26 protein-coding genes and 5 tRNA genes are annotated in these 20,971 nt (G+C 33.2%); 25 read left to right on the top strand and 6 right to left on the bottom strand.

All coding sequences use genetic code 11. From position 1 onward, the window contains the following. Nucleotides 1–8: 8 nt before the first annotated feature. Entirely contained in the window at nucleotides 9–467 is a 459-nt protein-coding gene (coaD, locus tag ACT53I_RS08500; protein ID WP_476079315.1) for a pantetheine-phosphate adenylyltransferase, read from the bottom strand. A 92-nt stretch (nucleotides 468–559) separates the two neighbouring features. Further along, nucleotides 560–1,543 (bottom strand): D-alanine--D-alanine ligase, encoded by a 984-nt coding sequence (locus tag ACT53I_RS08495; RefSeq protein ID WP_476079314.1) that lies wholly within the window; start codon nucleotides 1,541–1,543, stop codon nucleotides 560–562. A 105-nt stretch (nucleotides 1,544–1,648) separates the two neighbouring features. Between ACT53I_RS08495 and ACT53I_RS08490 the strand changes: the two genes are divergently transcribed. The 5 genes from ACT53I_RS08490 to murI all read left to right on the top strand — a co-directional run bounded on the left by ACT53I_RS08490 (nucleotide 1,649) and on the right by murI (nucleotide 6,856). Beyond that, a complete protein-coding gene (locus tag ACT53I_RS08490; RefSeq protein WP_476079313.1) occupies nucleotides 1,649–2,632 on the top strand; it encodes a PASTA domain-containing protein in 984 nt (327 codons plus the stop codon). A gap of 68 nt (nucleotides 2,633–2,700) precedes the next feature. Beyond that, nucleotides 2,701–3,765, top strand: a complete 1,065-nt coding sequence (locus tag ACT53I_RS08485) for an RluA family pseudouridine synthase (protein ID WP_476079312.1) — start codon at nucleotides 2,701–2,703, stop codon at nucleotides 3,763–3,765. Nucleotides 3,766–3,852: 87 nt separating this feature from the next. Then, nucleotides 3,853–4,803, top strand: coding sequence for a PorP/SprF family type IX secretion system membrane protein (locus ACT53I_RS08480; RefSeq protein WP_069799607.1), 951 nt, complete (start codon nucleotides 3,853–3,855; stop codon nucleotides 4,801–4,803). Between the two features lie 43 nt (nucleotides 4,804–4,846). Next, entirely contained in the window at nucleotides 4,847–5,971 is a 1,125-nt protein-coding gene (gene hemW / locus ACT53I_RS08475) for a radical SAM family heme chaperone HemW (protein ID WP_476079311.1), read from the top strand. Between the two features lie 63 nt (nucleotides 5,972–6,034). Then, entirely contained in the window at nucleotides 6,035–6,856 is an 822-nt protein-coding gene (gene murI / locus ACT53I_RS08470) for a glutamate racemase (protein ID WP_476079310.1), read from the top strand. 9 nt (nucleotides 6,857–6,865) lie between these two features. Here the strand turns inward: murI and rsmD are convergent, their stop codons facing one another. Further along, the gene (gene rsmD, locus ACT53I_RS08465; protein ID WP_476079388.1) at nucleotides 6,866–7,459 is read right to left on the bottom strand and encodes a 16S rRNA (guanine(966)-N(2))-methyltransferase RsmD; all 594 of its coding nucleotides are present in this window, start codon (nucleotides 7,457–7,459) and stop codon (nucleotides 6,866–6,868) included. 6 nt (nucleotides 7,460–7,465) lie between these two features. Beyond that, nucleotides 7,466–8,182, bottom strand: coding sequence for a DUF3822 family protein (locus ACT53I_RS08460; RefSeq protein WP_476079309.1), 717 nt, complete (start codon nucleotides 8,180–8,182; stop codon nucleotides 7,466–7,468). A 66-nt stretch (nucleotides 8,183–8,248) separates the two neighbouring features. Here ACT53I_RS08460 and ACT53I_RS08455 point away from each other — a divergent pair, with 66 nt between their 5' ends. Next, the gene (locus ACT53I_RS08455; RefSeq protein ID WP_476079308.1) at nucleotides 8,249–8,566 is read left to right on the top strand and encodes a DUF6370 family protein; all 318 of its coding nucleotides are present in this window, start codon (nucleotides 8,249–8,251) and stop codon (nucleotides 8,564–8,566) included. Here ACT53I_RS08455 and ACT53I_RS08450 read toward each other — a convergent pair. Together ACT53I_RS08450 and ACT53I_RS08445 are read right to left on the bottom strand one after the other, a co-directional pair. Then, on the bottom strand, nucleotides 8,553–9,047 hold the full coding sequence (locus ACT53I_RS08450) for a Smr/MutS family protein (protein ID WP_476079307.1): 495 nt from the start codon (nucleotides 9,045–9,047) through the stop codon (nucleotides 8,553–8,555). The genes ACT53I_RS08455 and ACT53I_RS08450 overlap by 14 nt on opposite strands. A gap of 117 nt (nucleotides 9,048–9,164) precedes the next feature. Continuing rightward, nucleotides 9,165–9,659 (bottom strand): metallophosphoesterase family protein, encoded by a 495-nt coding sequence (locus ACT53I_RS08445; protein WP_476079306.1) that lies wholly within the window; start codon nucleotides 9,657–9,659, stop codon nucleotides 9,165–9,167. A 42-nt stretch (nucleotides 9,660–9,701) separates the two neighbouring features. On the opposite strand from ACT53I_RS08445, the gene truA reads away from it, so the two are divergent. The 19 genes from truA (at nucleotide 9,702) to rplL (ending at nucleotide 20,919) form a co-directional block, all read left to right on the top strand. After that, nucleotides 9,702–10,433: a tRNA pseudouridine(38-40) synthase TruA gene (gene truA, locus ACT53I_RS08440; protein WP_476079305.1), complete on the top strand. Its 732-nt coding sequence runs from the start codon at nucleotides 9,702–9,704 to the stop codon at nucleotides 10,431–10,433. Nucleotides 10,434–10,440: 7 nt separating this feature from the next. Then, nucleotides 10,441–12,192, top strand: a complete 1,752-nt coding sequence (locus tag ACT53I_RS08435) for an ABC transporter ATP-binding protein (RefSeq protein WP_476079304.1) — start codon at nucleotides 10,441–10,443, stop codon at nucleotides 12,190–12,192. Between the two features lie 70 nt (nucleotides 12,193–12,262). Further along, nucleotides 12,263–12,460 (top strand): 30S ribosomal protein S21, encoded by a 198-nt coding sequence (rpsU, locus tag ACT53I_RS08430; RefSeq protein WP_069799585.1) that lies wholly within the window; start codon nucleotides 12,263–12,265, stop codon nucleotides 12,458–12,460. Between the two features lie 85 nt (nucleotides 12,461–12,545). Further along, the gene (locus ACT53I_RS08425) at nucleotides 12,546–13,430 is read left to right on the top strand and encodes a tyrosine-type recombinase/integrase (protein WP_476079303.1); all 885 of its coding nucleotides are present in this window, start codon (nucleotides 12,546–12,548) and stop codon (nucleotides 13,428–13,430) included. Between the two features lie 34 nt (nucleotides 13,431–13,464). Continuing rightward, on the top strand, nucleotides 13,465–13,755 hold the full coding sequence (locus tag ACT53I_RS08420) for an HPF/RaiA family ribosome-associated protein (protein WP_069799581.1): 291 nt from the start codon (nucleotides 13,465–13,467) through the stop codon (nucleotides 13,753–13,755). 107 nt (nucleotides 13,756–13,862) lie between these two features. Next, nucleotides 13,863–13,936, top strand: a tRNA-Thr gene (locus ACT53I_RS08415). 22 nt (nucleotides 13,937–13,958) lie between these two features. Then, nucleotides 13,959–14,041 (top strand) — tRNA-Tyr (locus tag ACT53I_RS08410). An 85-nt stretch (nucleotides 14,042–14,126) separates the two neighbouring features. Continuing rightward, nucleotides 14,127–14,199: transfer RNA gene (locus tag ACT53I_RS08405), tRNA-Gly, on the top strand. 48 nt (nucleotides 14,200–14,247) lie between these two features. After that, a tRNA-Thr gene (locus tag ACT53I_RS08400) sits at nucleotides 14,248–14,319 on the top strand. Between the two features lie 212 nt (nucleotides 14,320–14,531). Further along, nucleotides 14,532–15,719 carry an elongation factor Tu gene (gene tuf, locus ACT53I_RS08395; RefSeq protein ID WP_069799579.1) on the top strand — a complete coding sequence of 396 codons (1,188 nt, stop codon included), beginning with the start codon at nucleotides 14,532–14,534 and terminating at the stop codon, nucleotides 15,717–15,719. 53 nt (nucleotides 15,720–15,772) lie between these two features. Next, nucleotides 15,773–15,843 (top strand) — tRNA-Trp (locus tag ACT53I_RS08390). 12 nt (nucleotides 15,844–15,855) lie between these two features. Beyond that, the gene (gene secE / locus ACT53I_RS08385) at nucleotides 15,856–16,062 is read left to right on the top strand and encodes a preprotein translocase subunit SecE (RefSeq protein WP_069799577.1); all 207 of its coding nucleotides are present in this window, start codon (nucleotides 15,856–15,858) and stop codon (nucleotides 16,060–16,062) included. Between the two features lie 10 nt (nucleotides 16,063–16,072). Then, entirely contained in the window at nucleotides 16,073–16,615 is a 543-nt protein-coding gene (gene nusG / locus ACT53I_RS08380; protein WP_069799576.1) for a transcription termination/antitermination protein NusG, read from the top strand. 147 nt (nucleotides 16,616–16,762) lie between these two features. After that, nucleotides 16,763–18,034 (top strand): Y-family DNA polymerase, encoded by a 1,272-nt coding sequence (locus ACT53I_RS08375; protein WP_476079302.1) that lies wholly within the window; start codon nucleotides 16,763–16,765, stop codon nucleotides 18,032–18,034. A gap of 72 nt (nucleotides 18,035–18,106) precedes the next feature. Then, nucleotides 18,107–18,295, top strand: coding sequence for a hypothetical protein (locus ACT53I_RS08370; RefSeq protein ID WP_476079301.1), 189 nt, complete (start codon nucleotides 18,107–18,109; stop codon nucleotides 18,293–18,295). Between the two features lie 424 nt (nucleotides 18,296–18,719). Beyond that, complete coding sequence (rplK, locus tag ACT53I_RS08365; protein WP_069799571.1) at nucleotides 18,720–19,163, top strand: 50S ribosomal protein L11; 444 nt, start codon at nucleotides 18,720–18,722, stop codon at nucleotides 19,161–19,163. 11 nt (nucleotides 19,164–19,174) lie between these two features. Beyond that, entirely contained in the window at nucleotides 19,175–19,867 is a 693-nt protein-coding gene (gene rplA, locus ACT53I_RS08360; RefSeq protein ID WP_069799569.1) for a 50S ribosomal protein L1, read from the top strand. A 13-nt stretch (nucleotides 19,868–19,880) separates the two neighbouring features. Then, entirely contained in the window at nucleotides 19,881–20,483 is a 603-nt protein-coding gene (rplJ, locus tag ACT53I_RS08355) for a 50S ribosomal protein L10 (RefSeq protein WP_476079300.1), read from the top strand. Between the two features lie 67 nt (nucleotides 20,484–20,550). Further along, on the top strand, nucleotides 20,551–20,919 hold the full coding sequence (rplL, locus tag ACT53I_RS08350; protein ID WP_104794381.1) for a 50S ribosomal protein L7/L12: 369 nt from the start codon (nucleotides 20,551–20,553) through the stop codon (nucleotides 20,917–20,919). Nucleotides 20,920–20,971 lie beyond the last annotated feature (52 nt).

The following is a 20,971-nucleotide window of genomic DNA, read 5'->3' as shown; positions in this document are numbered from 1 at the left end:
AAAAAAATCTAAACTCTCACTGCATCAGGAACAAATAATTGATATTCTCCTTTGTTTGAAATAATTTCTCTTACAATGCTGCTGCTGATAAATGATTTTCCAGAAGAGGTAAGTAAGAAAACAGTTTCTAATTTTCTTCTGGCCAAAGTTCTGTTAGTATGAGCAATTGCTTTTTCAAATTCAAAATCGGCAGGATTTCTGAGACCTCTCAGAATAAATTGAGCTTCTTTTTTGATGCAATAATCGATGGTTAATCCTTCAAAATAATCTACTTCTACATTTGGGAAATGTTCTACAGATTTTTGAATAAATTCCATGCGTTTTTCTAGCGGAAACATATATTTTTTCTGAGAATTCTGTCCGATAGCGATGATGAGTTTATCAAACAGAGGAACAGCTCTTTCAATAATGTCAAGATGTCCTAAAGTAATCGGGTCAAAAGATCCTGGAAATACAGCAATTTTCATTTTTTTAAGCTTTCTGCAGTCAGCAATCTGCCTTCTGCTATTGTTTTTTATAATTTTTTGCTGAAAGCCAAATGCCGACAGCAGATTGCAATTTACTTTTTAAGTGCTTTTTCTACTTCGTTTCCACAAAGGTCTTTGATAGAAATTCCGTAAATTTTTGCTTGTTGAGGTAAGATTGAAGCTGGTGAAAATCCAGGATTGGTATTCATTTCTAGCATGTAAGGCGTTCCATCCATAATGATGTATTCACTTCTAGAAAAACCGCTCATTCCCAAAGATTCATAGGCATGTTTTGCGATTTTTTCTACTTTGTATCTGGTTTCTTCGTCTAATCTAGCGGGTGTAATTTCTTCGGAAGCACCTTCATATTTCGCTTCGTAATCGAAAAATTCTTTGTGCGGAACAATTTCTGTAATTCCCAAAACAATGGTTTCTCCTTTGTAATCGATAACACCTACAGAAACTTCCATTCCGTTTAAGAAAGATTCTATTAAAATTTCATCATCTTCTGTGAAGGCAAATTCTATTGCTGCCGCCAATTCAGATTTGGCTTTAACTTTAGAAATTCCGAGTGAAGAGCCACTTTGATTGGGTTTTACAAATAACGGAAGACCTAATTCTTCTACAATTTTATCTTCATTGATGTTTTCTCCTTTTCTCAGGTAAAAACTTTTTGCAGAAGGAATTCCATATTTTGCTAAAACGGCAAGAGTATCTTTTTTGTTGAAAGTAAGAGCGCTTTTGTAAAAATCACAGCCTGTATATTTTTGACCAATAGCGTTCCAATAGCCTTGTAATTCACCATTTTCGCCAGGAGCCCCGTGAATAATGTTGAAACAAACGTCAAATTTTAAAATTGCTCCGTCTGAAAGCGTTACCGAAAAATCTCCTTTGTTAATGGGAAGTTTTTCTTCATTTTCGTTTAAAAAGTACCATTCTTCTTTTAGAACTACTACTTTATAAACATTATATAAATCTCTATCTAGAGAGTCATAAATCAATTGGCCGCTTTTCAGAGAAACCTTGTATTCATCAGAGAAGCCACCCATTACTACGGCTACATTTTTCTTGCTCATACTTTTTAAAAAACTAATAAACGCAAATGTAATTATTTTTCAACTTAAATATTTCATAATTTTATATTTATATTTGCGTTTATATTTCGAATAAATAAAAAATTTATGCTTCGATCTTTTTTCCACTGGAAAGTTTTTGTAAACTTAATAGTAGCACTTGTAATTTTTGTAGGAGTAGTTTGGCTTACCTTTCGATGGCTAGAATTTCACACCAATCACGGTGAAGAAATTCAGGTTCCGAATGTTGTCAATATGAAGGTACACCAAGCAATAGAGGTTCTTGATGACCAAGGCTTAGAATATGAAGTAGATAGTTTTAAATACGATCCAAAATTTAAACCTTATCAAGTTCTGCAAATTTATCCATCACCTGGTTCTAGAGTTAAAGATGGAAGAACTATTGTATTAAAAGTGAATCCTAAAACTTATGCGCCAGTTGCGGTTCCAGATGTTTTAGATAGATATAAGTATTTGGCTTTCAGGAAGTTTGACTTATTGGGTTTGAAAGTAGGAGATACTATTTATGAGCCTAATATTCAGAAAGATGCGGTCATTAGAATGATGTTTAATGGCAGAGTGATCAAACCGGGAGAAAAAGTGCCGATGTATTCTACGCTTGATTTAGTCATTGGTTCTGGACCGATGAGAAACGTGGTGATTCCTAATTTGGTAGGAAGAACTGTGGCAGAAGCGAAAGCCATTATCACTCAAAATTACTTTGAAGTAGGATTGGTAGAATATGAAGACGGACAAAATAATGATTCTGATATTATTTACTATCAAGATCCTGCAAGTGGTTCTGTAAGGGATCAAGGAATGCAAATAGATTTGTGGGCAAGTAAAAAAACACCAGCCGAAATGCAGTCTAAAATTCAAAAACTGAATAGTATTTATAGAACTACAGATATTAATACCATGCCAGAACCTTCTGACAATGAGTTTATCCCAGTTCCAAGTGAAGAACCTGTAAATACTACACCAAAACCACCTGTAGAAAAACCCAAACCAACTACGAATACAAATAGCACAAAACCTACAGAAACAAAACCAGCAGAAGAAAAACCTGCTAAAAAGGTAATTGTAGAGTAGTTTTTTAGAAATTAAAATAATTTATAGAACTTTGCCGAAAATTTTTTGGCAAAGTTTTTTTGAATAATATGAGCGAAAAAGAAGATTTTTTAGAAGAAGAGCTATTGTTAGAAGACGAAAATTCTAATGACGAAGAAAACTCAGGGTTGTTTGAACATCTCAATATTACTGTTGATAAAAAACAAGAACCTTTGAGGATAGATAAATTTCTTTTGATTTATCGCCAAAATTCTTCTAGAAATAAAATTTCGCAAACGTGTAGAGCAGGAAACGTTATCGTAAATGGTAATCCTGTAAAACAAAATTATCGTGTAAAGCCGGGAGATGAAATTTCGGTTTTATTAACGCATCCTCCGCGTGAAAATGTTATTATTCCTGAAGATATTCCTTTTAAAATTGTCTACGAAGATGATGATGTTTTGGTGGTAGACAAAGAACCGGGAATGGTAGTACATCCAGGTTTTGGGAATTGGCAAGGAACATTGGTGAATGCAGTTGCATTTCATTTTCAGAAAAATGGATTTACTTCAGATTTAGATAGAGTAGGCTTGGTTCATAGAATTGATAAAGATACTTCTGGATTAATCGTTTTAGCCAAAAATGAATATGCATTGAGCTTTTTGGCCAAGCAATTTTTTGACCGAAAAACCAAACGTTTGTATTGGGCTTTTGTTTGGGGAAATTTAGAAAATGACGAAGGAACAATCAGAGGACACATCGGAAGACATCAGAAAAACCGAATGCAAATGGCAGTTTATGAAGATGGAAGCCAAGGAAAGCATGCGGTAACGCATTACAAAGTTCTAGAAAGATTCAAATACATGACTTGGGTAGAATGTAAACTAGAGACGGGAAGAACTCACCAAATTAGAGCGCATTTCAAACACATTGGTCATACTCTTTTTAATGATGAAAGATATGAAGGTCATCAAATTTTGCGTGGTGTAAACTTACCAAAATATAAACAATTTGTAAAAAATGTCTTCGAAGTTTTACCTAGACATGCTTTACATGCTCATACTTTAGGCTTCATTCATCCTACTACAAAAAAAGAAATGTATTTTGAGTCACCGATGCCAAAAGATATGCAAGATGCGGTAGAAAAATGGAGAAATTACTTGCAAAATTCTTAATTCTAATCGTTTTCGGTCAGGTTTAAGACAAAGAAATTTTCAATTCCATACTTTTTACTTAAATTTGACGTTTAGAAATTCACGACCATGAAAAAAATATTATTCACATTTTTTGCTGCTTTTTCAGGATTGAGTTATGCTCAAGAAACTATTCCTATGTATCAGCAGTATTTATTTGATAGTGAATTTCTCTTTAATCCAGCGCATATTGGTAAAACAGATGATGTAAATTTGGTTGCCAACTATCAAAAACAATTTTCAAAATTTGATGAATCTCCCAATGTACAATCGGTAGGAATTCATGCCAATGCTTTTGATAGAGTAGGAATAGGCGCTTATTTTTTCCGTGACCAAAACGGGCCAATTTCTGCAAACGGAATTGCAATTGGTGCTTCTTATTTTGTTCCACTCAGTGATGAAGATGGCAGAAAAGACCAATTTTCTTTCGGAACTTCAGTGAATTTTTACAATCAGAACTTTGATGTTTCTAAAGTAAATGCGCAAGATCCAAACGATCCTTTGCTTTACGAAAATAACAATAGTATATTCATTGCTTATGCTAACTTAGGATTACAAGCTACTTATAGCAGAGCTTTTGCGGGGATTTCTGTTGCAGATATTCCATTGAGTAACAATACACCAGTGGTAAATGGTATAGAACCGTCGCCAACCAGATTTTATCTTAATGCAGGTTACGATTGGGAAATTACCGAAGGATTTTCGGTAGAACCTTCTGTGATGATGAATTTGAATACCAATTCATCTAGAATGTTTGACATCAATGTTTTGATGAAATTGTATGGTGAAAGTGACTATTTTGCTGCGGGAATCAATTATAGAACGGCAAAAAGTGCTGTGGGAAGCCAACAGTTAAGCATGTCACCTATTATTAAATTTAAACTTAATAAACTCCATTTCGGAGCTTCTTATAATTTAGGATTGTCTGATATTCAAGAATACGGCGGGAATTCGTTCATGCTCAGTTTAGGTTATGATATTCCTAATTTCATCAATCAAAGAGGATTTAGATATCGTTAACGAATTTTAGAATTACGATTTTATTTCGTCAGTCATCAATTAAATGATTTACCTCCACATTCCTTTTTGCAAGCAGAAATGCAGTTATTGCAATTTTCATTTTTCTACTTCATTGAAGCAGAAAGACGAAATGATTTTGGCAATAAAAAAAGAAATTTTTCTAAGAAAAGAGGAGCTAGAAAATAAAACACTTTCGTCTCTGTATTTTGGTGGCGGAACTCCGTCTATTCTTTCTGTGGACGAAATCAAATCTTTAATAGATGAGGTTGTGAAGTATTTTGACTTTGAAAAAAATATTGAAATCACGCTAGAAGCTAATCCTGATGATTTAGATAAAAATTTTCTGAAAGATTTAGCCAAAACCGAAATCAATCGACTATCTATAGGAACACAAAGTTTTTTTGAAGAAGATTTAAAGCTCATGAATCGTGCTCATAATGCTTCTGAAGCCGAAAGTTCTATCAAAAGAGCGCAAGATTTTGGCTTTGAAAATCTAAGTATTGATTTAATTTATGGTTCGCCAACTTCCAATTTTGAAATTTGGAAAGAAAATCTTCAGAAAACCATAGAATTGCAAGTTCCTCACGTTTCTTCCTATGCATTGACCATCGAGCCTAAAACTGCTTTGAATGCTTGGATTAAGAAAAATAAAATCGCAGAACCGAAAGAAACAGAGCAAAATAAAGAGTTCTATTATATGTCTGATTTTTTAAAAGATAACGGTTTCATACACTACGAAATCTCTAATTTTGCTAAAAAAGATTTTGAATCGAAGCATAATTCAGCGTATTGGAAATACAAAGAATATCTGGGAATTGGTCCTTCTGCACATTCTTATAACGGTAGAAACGAGCGCAGTTGGAATGTTGCGAATAACACCATTTATATTAAAAATTTAGCAGAAAATATTCTTCCAAAAGAAACCGAAAAACTTTCTGAAAAAGACCAATACAATGAAATGCTCATGATTGGTCTCAGAACAATTTGGGGCGTAGATTTGAGGAAGCTCAACGAAAAATTTTCTGGTGAAATTTTAGAAATTTTTAAAAACAGCATTCAGTCAAAATTAGAAGAAGGAATTCTTGTGATAGAAGAAAATCACTTAAAAATTCCAGAAAAACATTGGTTTTTAGCCGATGGAATTGCTTCAGACCTGTTTATTCTTTAAAAAATCTAAAATCTAAAATCTAAAATATAAAATCTTTAGTATTTTTGTAAAAATTTCAAGCCTTTGAAACCAGATTATTCTCATCTTTCATCATCACAACCGATAGGGATTTTTGATTCCGGTGTTGGTGGACTTACCGTAGCCAAAGAAATAAAACGATTAATTCCGCACGAAAATTTTATTTATTTCGGTGACACTGCACATTTACCTTATGGCGAAAAATCTAGAGAAGCGATTATCGGTTTTTCTTTAAAAATCACTCAGTTTTTATTAGAAAATAACTGTAAAGCCATCGTTATTGCTTGTAATACGGCTACTGCAAATGCTTTGCAAGAGGTGAAAGAATTGGTGGGAAATCAGGCTTTGGTTTTTGATGTGATTAATCCAGTTGCAGAAAAAGTAGCTTTCGAGATTCACCAAAATGTAGGAGTTATTGCGACTAAAGCAACGGTAAATTCTGGTTTGTACAGAAAATCTATCAGAAAACTGAATAAATATATTCAAGTAGATGAATTGGCGACACCTTTATTGGTTCCTGCCATCGAAGAAGGTTTTGTAAATCATCCAATTACACACGCGATTATTTATAACTATTTGAGCGACAAAAAGTTAAAAAATATTGAAACGCTTATTCTAGGTTGTACCCATTATCCGCTTCTGATTGAAGAAATCAAAAAATATTACGGAACCAGAGTAAGAGTCATTGATTCTCCTAAAATTGTGGCGAGTTATGTAAGGGATATTTTGAGTAAAAATGACTTGCTTAATTCTCAACATGAAGAAGGAAACACCGATTTCTACCTTTCGGATATCACGAAAAACTTCGAGAAAATTTCGAAAAAATTCTTTGGTAATAAAATTAGTTTAGAGCTAAAAAAACTTTAGAATCTAAAATTAAACTTCAGAGGTTTCCTCATTTGATTTCGCATCAAAGAAAGAAAAACTCACATTTCCGTATTTTCTGGTTTCGATTAATTGAGGATGCTCTAATTTCATTTTAGACTGATGTTCTAAAACAAAAGTTCCATTTTCTTTTAAGAAATTATTATTGAGAACCAAAGAAATCAATTCATTGTACTTTTTTTCTTCTAATTCAAAAGGTGGATCTGCAAAAACAATGTCAAAAGTTTTCTTGGTTCTGTTTTTCTTTAACCATTCGAAAACATCACCACGCTGTACATTAATTTGAAGCGCCATTTCTAGTTCTGCAGCAGTAGAATTAATGAAAGCCGCATGTTTAGGATTCATTTCTACAGCAGTAACGTCTTTACAATCTCTAGAAGCAAATTCTAAACTGATAGAGCCAATTCCTGCAAAAAGGTCTAAAACTGAGCAAAATTCTACTTCGTGACGATTCGCCAAAATGCTGAAAAGTGCTTCTTTAGCAAAGTCTGTGGTAGGTCTTACATCGAAATTTTTCGGCGCAGCAATTCTTTTTGCTTTCCATTTGCCAGAGATAATTCTATACATGGTTGATTTTTGATAAATGATTTTTTAAGAAAGAACAAAATTCTTTTTCGGAGCGTTGTCAAAATGGACTTTAATATTTTTAACAAACTTTCTCAGTTCTGAAATAAAGGTTTCGTTTTCATGAGTTTCTCCATAAATATGAAAATACGTTTCTGCGGTTCCAAAATTTATTTTGCTCAAAGAAAACATGATGAAATACAAGAAATCTACTTCAGAATCAGCATCTAAGTTATTGTAAAGAATCACTTTTTTATTTTCAAAAGCGAAAAACTCTACTTGATGATGATATAAATTGATGTGAATTTCTTTGTGGTTTTTAACAGTTAAAGCATTTAAAAATTTTTCGCCAGAGAAATTAAATTTCGTAGGTAATTTTTTTGCTTTAATTTTTTGGTAAAAATGCTTTGGAAAAGTGTAGTAAAATTGCACCGCAAATTTTTTGTTCACAGAAAGCATCAATTCTTCGTTGGCTTCGTCTACAGGAGCGTTATAAGAAATCAGTTTATAACCCAATTCGTGCTCTGCAAAAGTATCTGGAGTAAGCGAAAAATGATTGAGTGCAGAAATCACTTCTATTTCTTTATAGTCATCAAATTTTAACACATCATCTAGTTTTTCTTCAACTAAATGAGGCGAAGTTTCTTCTGTCACGAAATGAAATGCTTCTTCTAGCACTGTTTTTCCTTTAGAAATGTGCCATTGTAAACCATCTTTGGTGAAAAGTAAAGAAAGTTTTTTCATAGTTTTTTACCAATAAATGCAAAGGTATTGATTTTTAAACTATTTTTGAAAGATAGTTAAGGTAATATGAAAAATCTCGTTCTATTCATTGCACTTTTGAGTTTTACTTTTGGATTTTCTCAAGAGAAAAAGAAGCAAGTTGTAGAAGCAGCTTGCGGACAATGTCAGTTCAAAATGAAAGACAAAAAAGGTTGTGATTTAGCCGTAAGAATTGAAGGGAAAAGTTATTTCGTAGAAGGTTCTAAAATAGATGAACACGGAGATGCACATGCTGATGACGGTTTTTGCAATGCAATCAAAAAAGCAGAAGTCATCGGTGAAGTGAAGGATGGAAAATTTGTGGTAAGTTATTTCAAATTACTGCCTAATTCTACAAAAAAGTAACTACAACATTTCCTGTGCTGTGGTAGAAAAAATCATGGTCTTCATATTCTATTCCCGCGAAACCTTGTAAAACTTCGTGTACCATATTTTGCAAAACGCCATCTCCAATTCCGTGGATGATGTTCAGTTTTTTCATGTTGTTGCTTCGGCAATATTCTAATTTTTCAATGAGCTTTTCACGCTGAATCATCAATCTTTCCCAAGATTCAAAATCTTGAGGATTATTCACCAACTTTTCGAAATGTAAATCGATGGACTGCGGTTGAGTTTGATTTTTTTTAGAAATTTTGGTAGACGTTTCCTTTTTTGCAGTGATAGAAATATCATCATAAATATTATGATTGTGAAGTACGACTTTGCTTTTTTCAATGTCATAATGAAAACCATGTTCGTCTTCTATTTGTACCAAATTTCCTTTGAAAGCAGAGATTTTCCCTTTCAAATCATCATCTATCACCGAAACCAAATCGCCTATTTTCACAATTTTTCATTTTTAAACATTAAGATTTTCATTGAGATATTAAGTTTCATTAAGTATTTGAAAATTTGAAGAATTTTCATCTTAAATTTCTTAATTCCTTAATTGAAACTTAATGGTTTATTTTAATCCCAATTCCACCACTTCTAGATTTTCAATTTTCTCACCAATGATTTCAAATCTCAGCATGGTTCTCATTTTATGCCAACCATGTTTTCCAGCAGCCCCAGGATTGAGATGCAGAATTTCTAACTCTTTATCATACATTACTTTTAATATGTGAGAATGGCCCGAGATAAAAATTTGAGGTTTTTCTTCCTTTAATATTTGTTTTACTCGTGGTGCATATTTATTTGGATATCCGCCAATGTGAATCATCACTACTTTTACTTTTTCGCATTCGAAAATATTTATTTCTGGGAATTCAGCTCTTATTTTTGCCTCATCAATATTCCCGAAAACACCACGTAACGTTCCTGCTTTTTTCAGTTCGTCTATCACTTCTAAGTTTCCAAAATCACCAGCATGCCAAATTTCATCAGCATTTTTGGCATATTCTAAAATTCTATCGTCTATATAAGAATGCGTGTCGGAAAGTAGAAGGATTCTTTTCAAAAAAATGTATTTTTGCAGTTGAATTCTACAAAAATATAAAAATTGCGTTACTTTATTGAGTTTTCCTATAATGGTTCTACGTTTTTTGGCTATCAAATTCAGCCAAATGAGATTTCTGTGCAAGAAGAATTAGAAAAAGCACTTTCTACGATTTTACGAACTGAAATTAAAACTACGGGAGCAGGAAGAACTGATACTGGAGTTCACGCCAAGAAAATGTTTGCTCACTTTGATTTTGATGGGAAAATTTCTGAGAAATTAGTGCATCAACTGAATTCTTTTCTTCCGCCAAGTATTGCGATAAAGAGGATTTTTGAGATGAAAGAAGATTTTCACGCGAGATTTTCAGCAAAATACAGAACGTATGAATATTATATTTCGCTGGAGAAAAATCCTTTTTCTGAAAAATTTGCGTGGCAACACTGGAGAAAAACTCTGGATGTGGAAAAAATGAATGAAGCGTGCAAAATTCTCTTTGAGTACGAAGATTTTGGGAGTTTTGCAAAAGTAGGAGCAGATAATAAAACCAATATTTGTAAAATCTATCACGCAAATTGGGAACAAAACGGAAATGAACTTAAATTTACCATCTCAGCAGATAGATTTCTCAGAAATATGGTTCGTGCGATTGTAGGAACTATGGTAGAAATAGGCAGTGGAAAACTAAAACCTGCCGATTTAAGAAATGTGATAGAAGCTAAAAATAGAGGTGTTGCAGGAACTTCTGCGCCGGCTCATGCATTATTTTTAGTAGATGTAGGATACGATTTTTAAAAAAATTATGAACAAAAAACCAACCACCAGCAATATCATTCAGCGTCTTTTTTTCATAGGAATGAAATTTAGAACGTGGTTTATTTTAGCCCTAATTATTTCTATTATTTTAGCGATAGTTTCGGTGTATAGACCTATTCTTACTCAGCAAATTGTAGATATTGATATCTTAAAACTTAAAGACAATAACGTCTTGATGAAGGATATTTATTTCTTAATTGGTTTGGTGGTAGCAGAAACTATTTTGAATTTCTTTCTTGTTTTTCTTTCTAATTATATCGCTCAAAATGTAATTAGAGACATCAGAGAAAGGCTGTATCATAAACTCATTTATTTCAAAACTTCATTTTTTGATAAAACTGCCATCGGGAATTTGGTTACTAGAGCGGTTGGTGATGTAGAAACCATTGCTACGGTTTATACGGATGGATTTTTGATGGTTTTCGGAGATATTTTGAAAGTGGTTTTCGTTTTGGTAGCGATGTTTCAGGTGAATACAGAGCTAAGTTATATTTCGCTTACCATTTTACCTATCATGTTGGTGATTACAAGGTTTTTTCAGAAAAAATTAAGAAAAGCATTTGGTGACGAAAGAGCTTGGACTTCTACTCAAAACAGTTTCGTGCAAGAAAGACTTTCGGGAATGTCACTCATTCAAGTTTTTAATAGACAAGAAGCAGAATTTAAGAAATTTGATGATATTAATGTCAATTTAAAGGCAGCTTTACTGAAAACGGTTTTCTATTTTTCACTATTTTTTCCTGTGGTGGAACTGATTTCTTCTGTTTTCATTGGGCTGATTCTTTTTGTGGCAGGATATAATGCTTTGACGGCAAGAGATATTTCTCCGGGACAAGTGATTGCGTTTATTTCTTATATTAATATGTTGATTCGTCCGCTTCGTCAGATTGCAGATAGATTTAATAATATTCAGCGTGGTTTGGTAGGTGCAGAAAGAGTTTTAGGAATTATGGACGAAGAAAATTCGATGCCGAATCTAGGAAACATCAAAAAAGATCATATCGAAGGAAAGATAGAATTCAGAGATGTAAGATTTTCTTATGACGAAAAGCAAGAAGTTCTGAAAGGAGTCGATTTCAAAGTAAATCCGGGCGAAACAGTAGCGATAGTTGGAGCGACTGGTGCTGGGAAATCTACCATTATTCAGTTGATTACAAGATTTTATGATATTAACTCAGGTAAAATTTTACTGGATGATATTGATATCAGAGATTATGAATTGTACGATTTGCGAAGCAAAGTAGGAGTAGTTCTGCAAGATGTTTTCCTTTTCCATGGGAGTATTTATGAAAATCTCACTTTAGGAGATACTATTCCGCTCGAAAAAATTAAAAAAGTTGCCCAAGATATAGAAGTAGATGAATTCATTGAGCGATTACCGGGAGGTTATGACTTTGTAGTAAGCGAGAGAGGAAGTAGTATTTCTCTTGGTCAGCGACAATTGTTATCTTTCTTAAGAGCTTATCTTTCTGATCCTAAGATTTTGATTTTAGACGAAGCAACTTCTTCTATAGACCCAGAAAGTGAAAAATTGATACAGAAAGCTACTGAGAAAATTACTCAAAACAGAACTTCAATTATCATTGCACATAGATTGTCAACCATAGAAAAAGCCGACAAAATTCTCGTGATGGATTCTGGTAAAGTAGTAGAAGAAGGCAAACACGAAGAGCTATTGGCGAAAAATGGATATTATGCAAATTTGTATAAAGCACAGCTCCACAAAGAAATTTTTTAATTTTTGTAATTAAATTTTGTGGAGTTTAAAAATTTTTATACTTTTGCAACCACAAAATGAGATGTAATATATGTTAATAATTCCAGTAAAAGACGGAGAGTCTATCGACAGAGCACTTAAGAAGTATAAAAGAAAATTTGATAAAACTGGTGTTGTAAGAGCGTTAAGATCTAGACAACAGTTCACAAAGCCTTCTGTGACTTTAAGACAATCAAAACTTAAAGCAGCTCATAAGCAAAGAGAATTAAGCAAAGAAGAACAAGCTTAATTAGTTTTTCTTTAAAAAATATCGAAATCACTTTTCAAATTCTTATATTTGAGAAGTGATTTTTGTTTTATATACCTATTAATTCATGATTAACAAGTTTCTAGATTATATTTCTGTAGAGAAGCGTTATTCTCAGAATACGCTGGTGAGTTATAAAAAAGATTTAGAAGACTTGCTGCTGTTCATTTCAGAAACAGAAGGAACGGAAGATTTAAAAAAGGTAGATAAAAAAATCATTCGTAATTTCATCGTCTCGCTTTCTGAGAAAAAAATCCAAAAAAGAAGTATTAACCGTAAACTTTCTAGTTTAAGGAGTTTTTATTTATATCTTCTGAAAATAGGTGAAATTCAAGTTTCTCCTTTAGAAACGATACCTTCCCTAAAATTTTATGCCGAAAAGCAAATTCCTATTTCTGAAGAAGAAATGGAAAATTTAGGAGAAATTTTAGAAAGTGAATCAGGCAATTCTTTAGAAAAGCTTATTATAGAAACGCTTTACCAAACTGGAATGAGAAAGTCGGAACTCTGCAATATATTATTAGAGCAAGTAGATTTTTCAAAATCTGAAATCTTTGTCAAAGGGAAAGGAAATAAGCAAAGAGTAGTTCCCATTTCTGAAAATCTACTAAAACAGATGCGGGAATACATAGCAATTAGAAAGCCTAATGAAGATTCTGGTATTTATTTTTTCGTTCGTGAAAATGGAAAAAAACTATCCGAAAAATTTGTGTATTCAGTGGTAAATAGCTATCTTAGTCTTATAACTTTAAAGAAAAAAAAGAGTCCACATATTTTAAGGCATAGCTTTGCTACTCATGTTTTGAATAATGGCGCGGAAATTTCTAAAGTTAAAAAAATCTTAGGTCATTCTAGTTTAGCTTCTACACAAGTTTACACGAATGGCAATATAGAGCAATTAAAAAGAGTGTTTAATCAGGCTCATCCCAGAGCCTATAAAAAAGAAGATTAGTTTTTCTTTTTTAATTAAAAAAAATGTTAGCGTTATGAAAATTACAGTACAATCAATCGGTTTAACACCACATGCACCACTAGAAGAATATTTAGACAAAAAATTAAATAAGTTAGAAACCTTTTATGATAAAATTATCGAGTGCGAAGTTTTCTTAAAAGTAGAGAATTCTTCTGAAAAAGAAAACAAGACTGCTGAGATTAGATTACATGTTCCAGGTGATGATATTGTGGTAAAGAAGACAAGTGCTAGTTTTGAAGAAAGTTTAGACCAGTGTTATGATACTGCTAAGAAACTGTTAATCAAGAAAAAAGAAATGGCATAGAAAAATAATTAAAAATTTTTTAAAAAATATTTGTGGATTTCAAAAAAACTGTATTATATTTGCACTCGCAAAAAGGGAATAACAGTTCTTTTGAAATCTCAAATTTTGCCTCCATAGCTCAGTTGGCCAGAGCACGTGATTTGTAATCTCGGGGTCGTGGGTTCGAATCCCTCTGGAGGCTCATAATTTATAAAAAAACAAGCGGGGAGATTCCAGAGTGGCCAAATGGATCAGACTGTAACTCTGCTGTCTTACGACTTCGCAGGTTCGAATCCTGCTCTCCCCACTTTTTTATAAATTTAATTTGCAGGTTTAGAAAAATTTTATAAATTTGCACACCGTTTACCAACAATAATTTGTAAACACAAATTGCGGAAGTAGCTCAGTTGGTAGAGCGTCAGCCTTCCAAGCTGAATGTCGCGGGTTCGACCCCCGTCTTCCGCTCTAAAAAAATCACATTCCAAATAAGCGGTATGTGATTTTTTTTTCCAAGCCGACTTAGCTCAGGGGTAGAGCGCTTCCTTGGTAAGGAAGAGGTCGTGAGTTCAAATCTCATAGTTGGCTCAAAATAAAAGTCTCTCAAAATATTTTGAGAGACTTTTTTATTTAAAATAAATTCTTAAATTTGTACCCTCAAAAATAAGATAATATCATAGCGTCAAACGTATTGAAACTGAATGTTGAATTTTTTTTTAATAAAAAGATTTTGATATTCAAAAAATCACTATATTTGCGCACTGAAAATTTCAATAGTTAATAAATTAAATATTAAAATCATGGCAAAGGAAACGTTTAATCGTAACAAACCACACTTAAACATTGGTACTATTGGTCACGTTGACCATGGTAAAACTACCCTTACTGCTGCTATTACTAAAGTATTAGCTGAGAAAGGATTAGCTGAAATGAAAGACTTCTCTTCAATTGACTCTGCTCCAGAAGAAAAAGAAAGAGGTATTACTATTAATACTGCTCACGTAGAGTATGAAACTGTAAATAGACACTATGCTCACGTAGACTGTCCAGGTCACGCCGATTATGTTAAAAACATGGTTACTGGTGCTGCTCAAATGGATGGAGCTATCTTAGTAGTTGCTGCTACTGATGGTCCAATGCCACAAACTAGAGAGCACATCCTACTTTGCCGTCAGGTAAACGTACCAAGAATCGTTGTTTTCATGAACAAAGTTGACATGGTAGATGATGCTGAATTATTAGAATTAGTAGAATTAGAAGTAAGAGATTTATTATCTTCTTACGAATATGATGGTGATAACTCTCCAGTAATTCAAGGTTCTGCTCTAGGTGCACTTAACGGTGAACCAAAATGGGTTGAAACTGTAGAAGCTCTTATGGATGCTGTTGATAACTGGATTGAATTACCAGTTAGAGATCAAGATAAGCCATTCTTAATGCCAATCGAAGACGTATTCTCTATTACAGGTAGAGGTACTGTAGCAACTGGTAGAATTGAATCAGGTGTTATCAATACAGGTGATCCAGTAGACATCGTAGGTATGGGTGATGAGAAGTTAACTTCTACTATCACTGGTGTTGAGATGTTTAGAAAAATCTTAGATAGAGGTGAAGCTGGTGATAACGTAGGTCTATTATTAAGAGGTATCGAGAAAACTGACATCAAGAGAGGTATGGTAATCGCTAAGAAAGATTCTGTGAAACCACACAAGAAATTCAAAGCTGAGGTTTACGTTCTTTCTAAAGAAGAAGGTGGTAGACACACTCCATTCCACAACAAATATCGTCCTCAGTTCTATGTAAGAACTACTGACGTAACAGGTGAAATCTTCTTACCAGAAGGTGTAGAGATGGTAATGCCTGGTGATAACTTAACTATCACTGTAGAATTGTTACAACCAATCGCTCTTAACGTAGGTCTTAGATTTGCGATCAGAGAAGGTGGTAGAACAGTAGGTGCTGGTCAGGTTACTGAAATCTTAGATTAATCATCTTAAATAAATAAAGCTTCCGTAAGGAAACTTACGGAGCTTTTTTAACTACGGGCATCGTCCAATGGTAGGATACCGGTCTCCAAAACCGTTGATCAGGGTTCGAATCCTTGTGCCCGTGCAAATATAAATTATGAACTCACTTATCAATTTTTTAAAAGATTCTTATTCAGAATTTAGATATAAAGTAGAATGGCCAAAGTGGGCTGATTTACAATCTTCTACAATAGTAGTGGCTGTAGCTACTGTTATATTAGCATTGTTTACTTTCGGAGTAGATTCATTATTTAGCACAGCTATTAAAAATATATTAGCAATTTTCATAGGTTTCTTTAATTAAAAATTTTTCCATGAGCGATTTAAAATGGTATGTATTAAAAGCTATTAGTGGCCAGGAAAATAAAGTTAAGGCCTACATTGAGAGCGAAGTTAAAAGATTAAATCTTGAAGCTTACGTTACTCAAGTAGTTATTCCTATGGAAAAAGTAATCCAAGTAAGAAATGGTAAAAAAGTGCCTAAAGAAAAGCCTTTTTACCCTGGTTACTTAATGGTAGAAGCTAATCTGATAGGAGAAATCCCACATATTATTAAAAATTTACCAGGTGTAATTTCTTTTTTAAGTCTTACAAAAGGAGGCGATCCTGTTCCGATGCGTAAATCTGAAGTAAACAGAATGCTTGGTAAAATGGATGAACTTTCTGAATTTGCTACAGAAATGGAAATTCCATTCGTAGTAGGAGAAAGTGTAAAAGTAATCGATGGTCCTTTCAATGGATTCAATGGTACTGTAGAAAAAATCTTAGAAGACAAGAAGAAATTAGAAGTTTCTGTAATGATTTTCGGTAGAAAAACTCCTATGGAACTTTCTTACATGCAAGTAGAAAAATTGTAAAATTTATCATACAATATATTGAGCCACTCTATTTAGAGTGGCTTTTTTTGTGGATAAGTCTTTCTGAAAACGCTCTCTTTTGTCGTACAATCTTTCTAATTTTACACTCTCATTTTTAGCGTTTAATTCTTCTAAATTTCTTCTATTATGTTTGCGCTATTAGACTGTAATAATTTTTTTGTGAGTTGCGAAAGAGTTTTAGACCCTTCTTTAAAGGAGGTTCCAGTCGTGGTTTTGTCTAACAATGATGGTTGTGTAGTATCTAGAAGTAACGAGGCAAAAGCTTTAGGGATTCCTATGGGAGCGCCAGTCTTTAAATATAGAGAATTGTTTGAGCAACATAGAGTGAAATGCTTCTCCGCTAAATTTGAATATTATAATTTCAAAAGTCAACAAGTTTCTGCTCTTGCCAGTGAGTTTTCTCCCAATTTTGAGATTTATAGTATAGATGAACTGTTTTTAGATTTTCATGGCTTCAAATATTTCAATTTGGACGAGTATTCTCAAAATATCAAAAACGTTATCCTTCAGAAAACAAAAATTTCCGTGAGTATAGGAATTGCGCCTACGAAGACATTGGCAAAAGTAGCCAATAGAATTGCCAAGAAATATCCGGAAAAATTTCAAGGAGTTTGCACACTTGATACTCCAGAAAAAATAGAAAAAGCACTTCAGTGGTTAGAGATTGGTGATGTTTGGGGAATTGGTAGAAGATTGGGGAATAAGATGAAAGACGCTGGCGTTTATAAAGCGGCAGATTTGCTTAAGAAGCCAGAAATTTGGGTTAGAAAATTGATGGGAATTCACGGCGTGAGAATGATAAATGAATTAAAAGGAATTAAACAATTAGAACTTGATTCTCCTTCTAAAAAACAATCTATTGCTACTACCAGAAGTTTTATGGAGATGATATCTGATAAAGAAATGCTGAGAGAGCGCGTAGAAACCTTTGCTTTCTCTTGTGCCGAAAAGTTAAGGAAACAAAACAGTTGCTGTAAAGTAATTTCTGTATTTCTACAAACGAATAGATTTAGAAAAGATTTGCCAGAATACAAAAACGGATTTTCTGTGGTTTTGCCTAACCCAAGTAGTTCTTCTATTGTTTTGTCTAAAGCGGCAAATGCTATTTTTGAAGCCATTTATAAAGATGGTTTTTTGTATAAAAAAGCGGGCGTAATTGTTTCTGATTTTGTGCCAGAAAATCAGCGATTGATTAATATTTTTGAAGAAGATGTAGAAAATAAACACCTTCCGATTATGAAAGTCATGGATTCTCTCAACAAAAAATATGGCAAAAATAAAATACGATTGGCCTCACAAAACGGAAAACCTACCTACGAAAGAAAACTGCTATCAAAAGAATATGAAGAATTTCTGAAAAGCAATACTTTACCCGAAGCTAATTTTAGGTTTCATTAGAGTTTTTTTGTATTTTTATGAGATTGATTTACCGAGTGTTAGTTCAATGTATCTAAATTGGAAAAAAAAATTATGAAGAAAATAATAATTTTAGTAGGATTTCTTTTTATAGTTATTTTCACTTTATTTTATGTGGATTTTGAGGTTATAGTTAATGTACCAAAAAGACCTGATAGTGTTCCTAAAACTGCAATTTGGAGTGGGGGGAATGATGGTGGATACTGGTTTGAGTATAAAAATTATAATAAAAAAAAACAATGAATTCAATATTGTGATATATAATGATATTTCTGGTAAAATTTTAATTAAATCAAATTTTGTCTTAAAAAAAGATTGTAAAAGTATTCTTCCACATAACGACAAGTTATTGAAAGAAATTAATTATTATGCTAAAGGGCAAATAGTTTTAATTAATGGTTGTGTTTTAGTGGCTACTCCCAGTGCCGAGCATTTTTAATCCTTTACTAATGAATGTTTTCAAAAGTATCATAATAATTTTCTTCACTTTATTAATTTCATAAAACTCCAATTATCATTTTAAATTTCAGCAATTTACACTTGCAGATTCAAAAAAAAATCTTAATTTTGCACCCACAAAAAGTAAGTTAGGAAGGTGAGATAATCTAACTTACTGATTTATAAATGCTTCCACATTCATAAATTAAAAATTTTTAAAAATTAAAAAATGGCTAAAAAAGTCTTTAAAATGGTGAAACTCCAAGTGAAAGGTGGCGCTGCTAACCCTTCACCACCAGTTGGTCCTGCTTTAGGTTCTGCTGGGGTAAATATTATGGAGTTTTGTAAACAATTTAATGGAAGAACACAAGACAAGCCAGGGCAAGTTTTACCGGTTCTAATTACTGTTTATGAAGATAAGTCTTTCGAATTCGTAATTAAAACTCCACCAGCTGCAATTCAATTAATGGAGGCTGCTAAGGTAAAAGGAGGTTCTGGAGAACCAAACAGAGTAAAAGTAGGTTCTGTAACTTGGGAACAAGTGAAAAAAATCGCTGAAGATAAAATGGCTGATTTGAACTGCTTTACAATGGATTCTGCATTATCAATGGTTGCAGGAACTGCAAGATCTATGGGATTGAGAGTAACTGGAACTAAACCGTCTAACGCTTAAAACTTATTGAAATGGCAAAATTAACGAAAAAGCAAAAAGAAGTTGCGAGCAAAGTAGAGAAAAACAAGGTGTATAACCTTGATGAAGCTTCTGCATTAGTAAAAGAATTAAACTATGCTAAGTTTGATGCTTCTGTTGACCTTGCAGTTAGATTAGGGGTAGATCCTAGAAAAGCAAACCAAATGGTAAGAGGTGTAGTATCTCTTCCTCACGGAACTGGTAAAGATGTTAAAGTATTAGCATTAGTAACTCCAGATAAAGAAGCAGAAGCTAAAGAAGCTGGTGCTGATTATGTAGGTCTTGATGAATATTTACAAAAAATCAAAGACGGTTGGACAGATGTAGACGTAATCGTTACTATGCCTGCTGTAATGGGTAAATTAGGTCCATTAGGAAGAATTTTAGGTCCTAGAGGTTTAATGCCAAACCCTAAATCAGGTACTGTAACTATGGAAGTAGGTAAAGCTGTTGCAGAAGTAAAAGCTGGTAAAATTGATTTCAAAGTAGATAAATACGGTATTGTACACGCTGGTATTGGTAAAGTTTCTTTCTCTCCAGAACAATTGAAAGAAAACGCTGCTGAATTAATTCATACATTAATTAAGCTTAAGCCTACTGCTGCTAAAGGTACTTACGTAAAATCTATCTATCTTTCTTCTACAATGAGTCCGGGGATTGCAATTGATACTAAATCTGTTAACTAAAATCTGAAAGACAATGACAAAAGAAGAAAAAGTATTAGTAATACAAGAAATTAAAGATATGTTACAAGACGCTAAAGTAGTGTATGTAGCAAATCTTGAAGGATTGAATGCTGCTCAGACTTCAGATTTTAGAAGACAAGCATTTAAAAATAATATTAAGCTTAAAGTAGTAAAGAATACTTTATTACAAAAAGCTATGGAGCAAATTGAAGGTGTAGATTATTCAGAAATGTTCCCAACTTTCAAAGGGAATACTGCTGTAATGATTGCAGAAACTGCAAACGCTCCTGCTAAATTAATTCAAGGATTCAGAAAGAAAGAAGCTTTCCCAGCTCTTAAATCTGCTTATTTACAAGAAACGTTCTACGTTGGAGATAACAACCTAGATACTCTTGCAAATATCAAGTCTAGAGAAGAAATGATTGGTGAAATCATCGGATTACTTCAATCTCCTATCCAAAGATTAATTTCTGCTTTAGAAAATAAAGAAGAAGCAAAAGGTGCTAAAACTGAAGAAGTTCCAGCTGTAGAAGCTGCTCCAGAAGTAGAAGCTCCTGCAACAGAAGAAACTCCAGAAGCTCCTGCAGCTGAAGGTGAAGCTCCTGCTGCTGAATAATTAAACCGTCTCAATAGACACTCAAAAAAAATAACATAAATCGTTCAACAATTTAAACATTAATACAATGTCAGATTTAAAAAATTTAGCTGAAACGCTAGTAAACTTAACTGTAAAAGACGTAAACGAACTTGCTGCTATCCTTAAGGATGAGTACGGAATTGAGCCTGCTGCTGCTGCTGTAGTTGTAGCTGCTGGTGGAGCTGCTGATGCTGCTGAAGAAAAAACTGAATTCGACGTAATCCTTAAATCAGCTGGTGCTTCTAAATTAGCTATCGTTAAATTAGTAAAAGATTTAACTGGTGCTGGTCTTAAAGAAGCTAAAGATATGGTAGATGGTGCTCCAACTGCAATTAAAGAAGGTGCATCTAAAGATGAAGCAGAAGCTCTTAAGAAGCAATTAGAAGAAGCTGGTGCAGAAGTAGAATTAAAATAATCTATTTACACCGTATAAGACTTAGACCTTCCCAGAATTGGGTAGGTCTATG

This window comes from Cloacibacterium sp. DMC96, assembly GCF_056313765.1.
Note: the sequence above shows the minus strand (reverse complement) of the source record. Positions and strands in the feature narration are given on the sequence as shown.

Coding starts and splice junctions, on each gene's coding strand:
- coaD (WP_476079315.1), bottom strand. CDS start 467: ATGAAAATTGCTGTATTTCCAGGATCTTTTGACCCGATTACTTTAGGA.
- ACT53I_RS08495 (WP_476079314.1), bottom strand. CDS start 1,543: ATGAGCAAGAAAAATGTAGCCGTAGTAATGGGTGGCTTCTCTGATGAA.
- ACT53I_RS08490 (WP_476079313.1), top strand. CDS start 1,649: ATGCTTCGATCTTTTTTCCACTGGAAAGTTTTTGTAAACTTAATAGTA.
- ACT53I_RS08485 (WP_476079312.1), top strand. CDS start 2,701: ATGAGCGAAAAAGAAGATTTTTTAGAAGAAGAGCTATTGTTAGAAGAC.
- ACT53I_RS08480 (WP_069799607.1), top strand. CDS start 3,853: ATGAAAAAAATATTATTCACATTTTTTGCTGCTTTTTCAGGATTGAGT.
- hemW (WP_476079311.1), top strand. CDS start 4,847: ATGATTTACCTCCACATTCCTTTTTGCAAGCAGAAATGCAGTTATTGC.
- ACT53I_RS08460 (WP_476079309.1), bottom strand. CDS start 8,182: ATGAAAAAACTTTCTTTACTTTTCACCAAAGATGGTTTACAATGGCAC.
- ACT53I_RS08455 (WP_476079308.1), top strand. CDS start 8,249: ATGAAAAATCTCGTTCTATTCATTGCACTTTTGAGTTTTACTTTTGGA.
- ACT53I_RS08435 (WP_476079304.1), top strand. CDS start 10,441: ATGAACAAAAAACCAACCACCAGCAATATCATTCAGCGTCTTTTTTTC.
- rpsU (WP_069799585.1), top strand. CDS start 12,263: ATGTTAATAATTCCAGTAAAAGACGGAGAGTCTATCGACAGAGCACTT.
- ACT53I_RS08425 (WP_476079303.1), top strand. CDS start 12,546: ATGATTAACAAGTTTCTAGATTATATTTCTGTAGAGAAGCGTTATTCT.
- ACT53I_RS08420 (WP_069799581.1), top strand. CDS start 13,465: ATGAAAATTACAGTACAATCAATCGGTTTAACACCACATGCACCACTA.
- tuf (WP_069799579.1), top strand. CDS start 14,532: ATGGCAAAGGAAACGTTTAATCGTAACAAACCACACTTAAACATTGGT.
- secE (WP_069799577.1), top strand. CDS start 15,856: ATGAACTCACTTATCAATTTTTTAAAAGATTCTTATTCAGAATTTAGA.
- nusG (WP_069799576.1), top strand. CDS start 16,073: ATGAGCGATTTAAAATGGTATGTATTAAAAGCTATTAGTGGCCAGGAA.
- ACT53I_RS08375 (WP_476079302.1), top strand. CDS start 16,763: ATGTTTGCGCTATTAGACTGTAATAATTTTTTTGTGAGTTGCGAAAGA.
- ACT53I_RS08370 (WP_476079301.1), top strand. CDS start 18,107: ATGAAGAAAATAATAATTTTAGTAGGATTTCTTTTTATAGTTATTTTC.
- rplK (WP_069799571.1), top strand. CDS start 18,720: ATGGCTAAAAAAGTCTTTAAAATGGTGAAACTCCAAGTGAAAGGTGGC.
- rplA (WP_069799569.1), top strand. CDS start 19,175: ATGGCAAAATTAACGAAAAAGCAAAAAGAAGTTGCGAGCAAAGTAGAG.
- rplJ (WP_476079300.1), top strand. CDS start 19,881: ATGACAAAAGAAGAAAAAGTATTAGTAATACAAGAAATTAAAGATATG.
- rplL (WP_104794381.1), top strand. CDS start 20,551: ATGTCAGATTTAAAAAATTTAGCTGAAACGCTAGTAAACTTAACTGTA.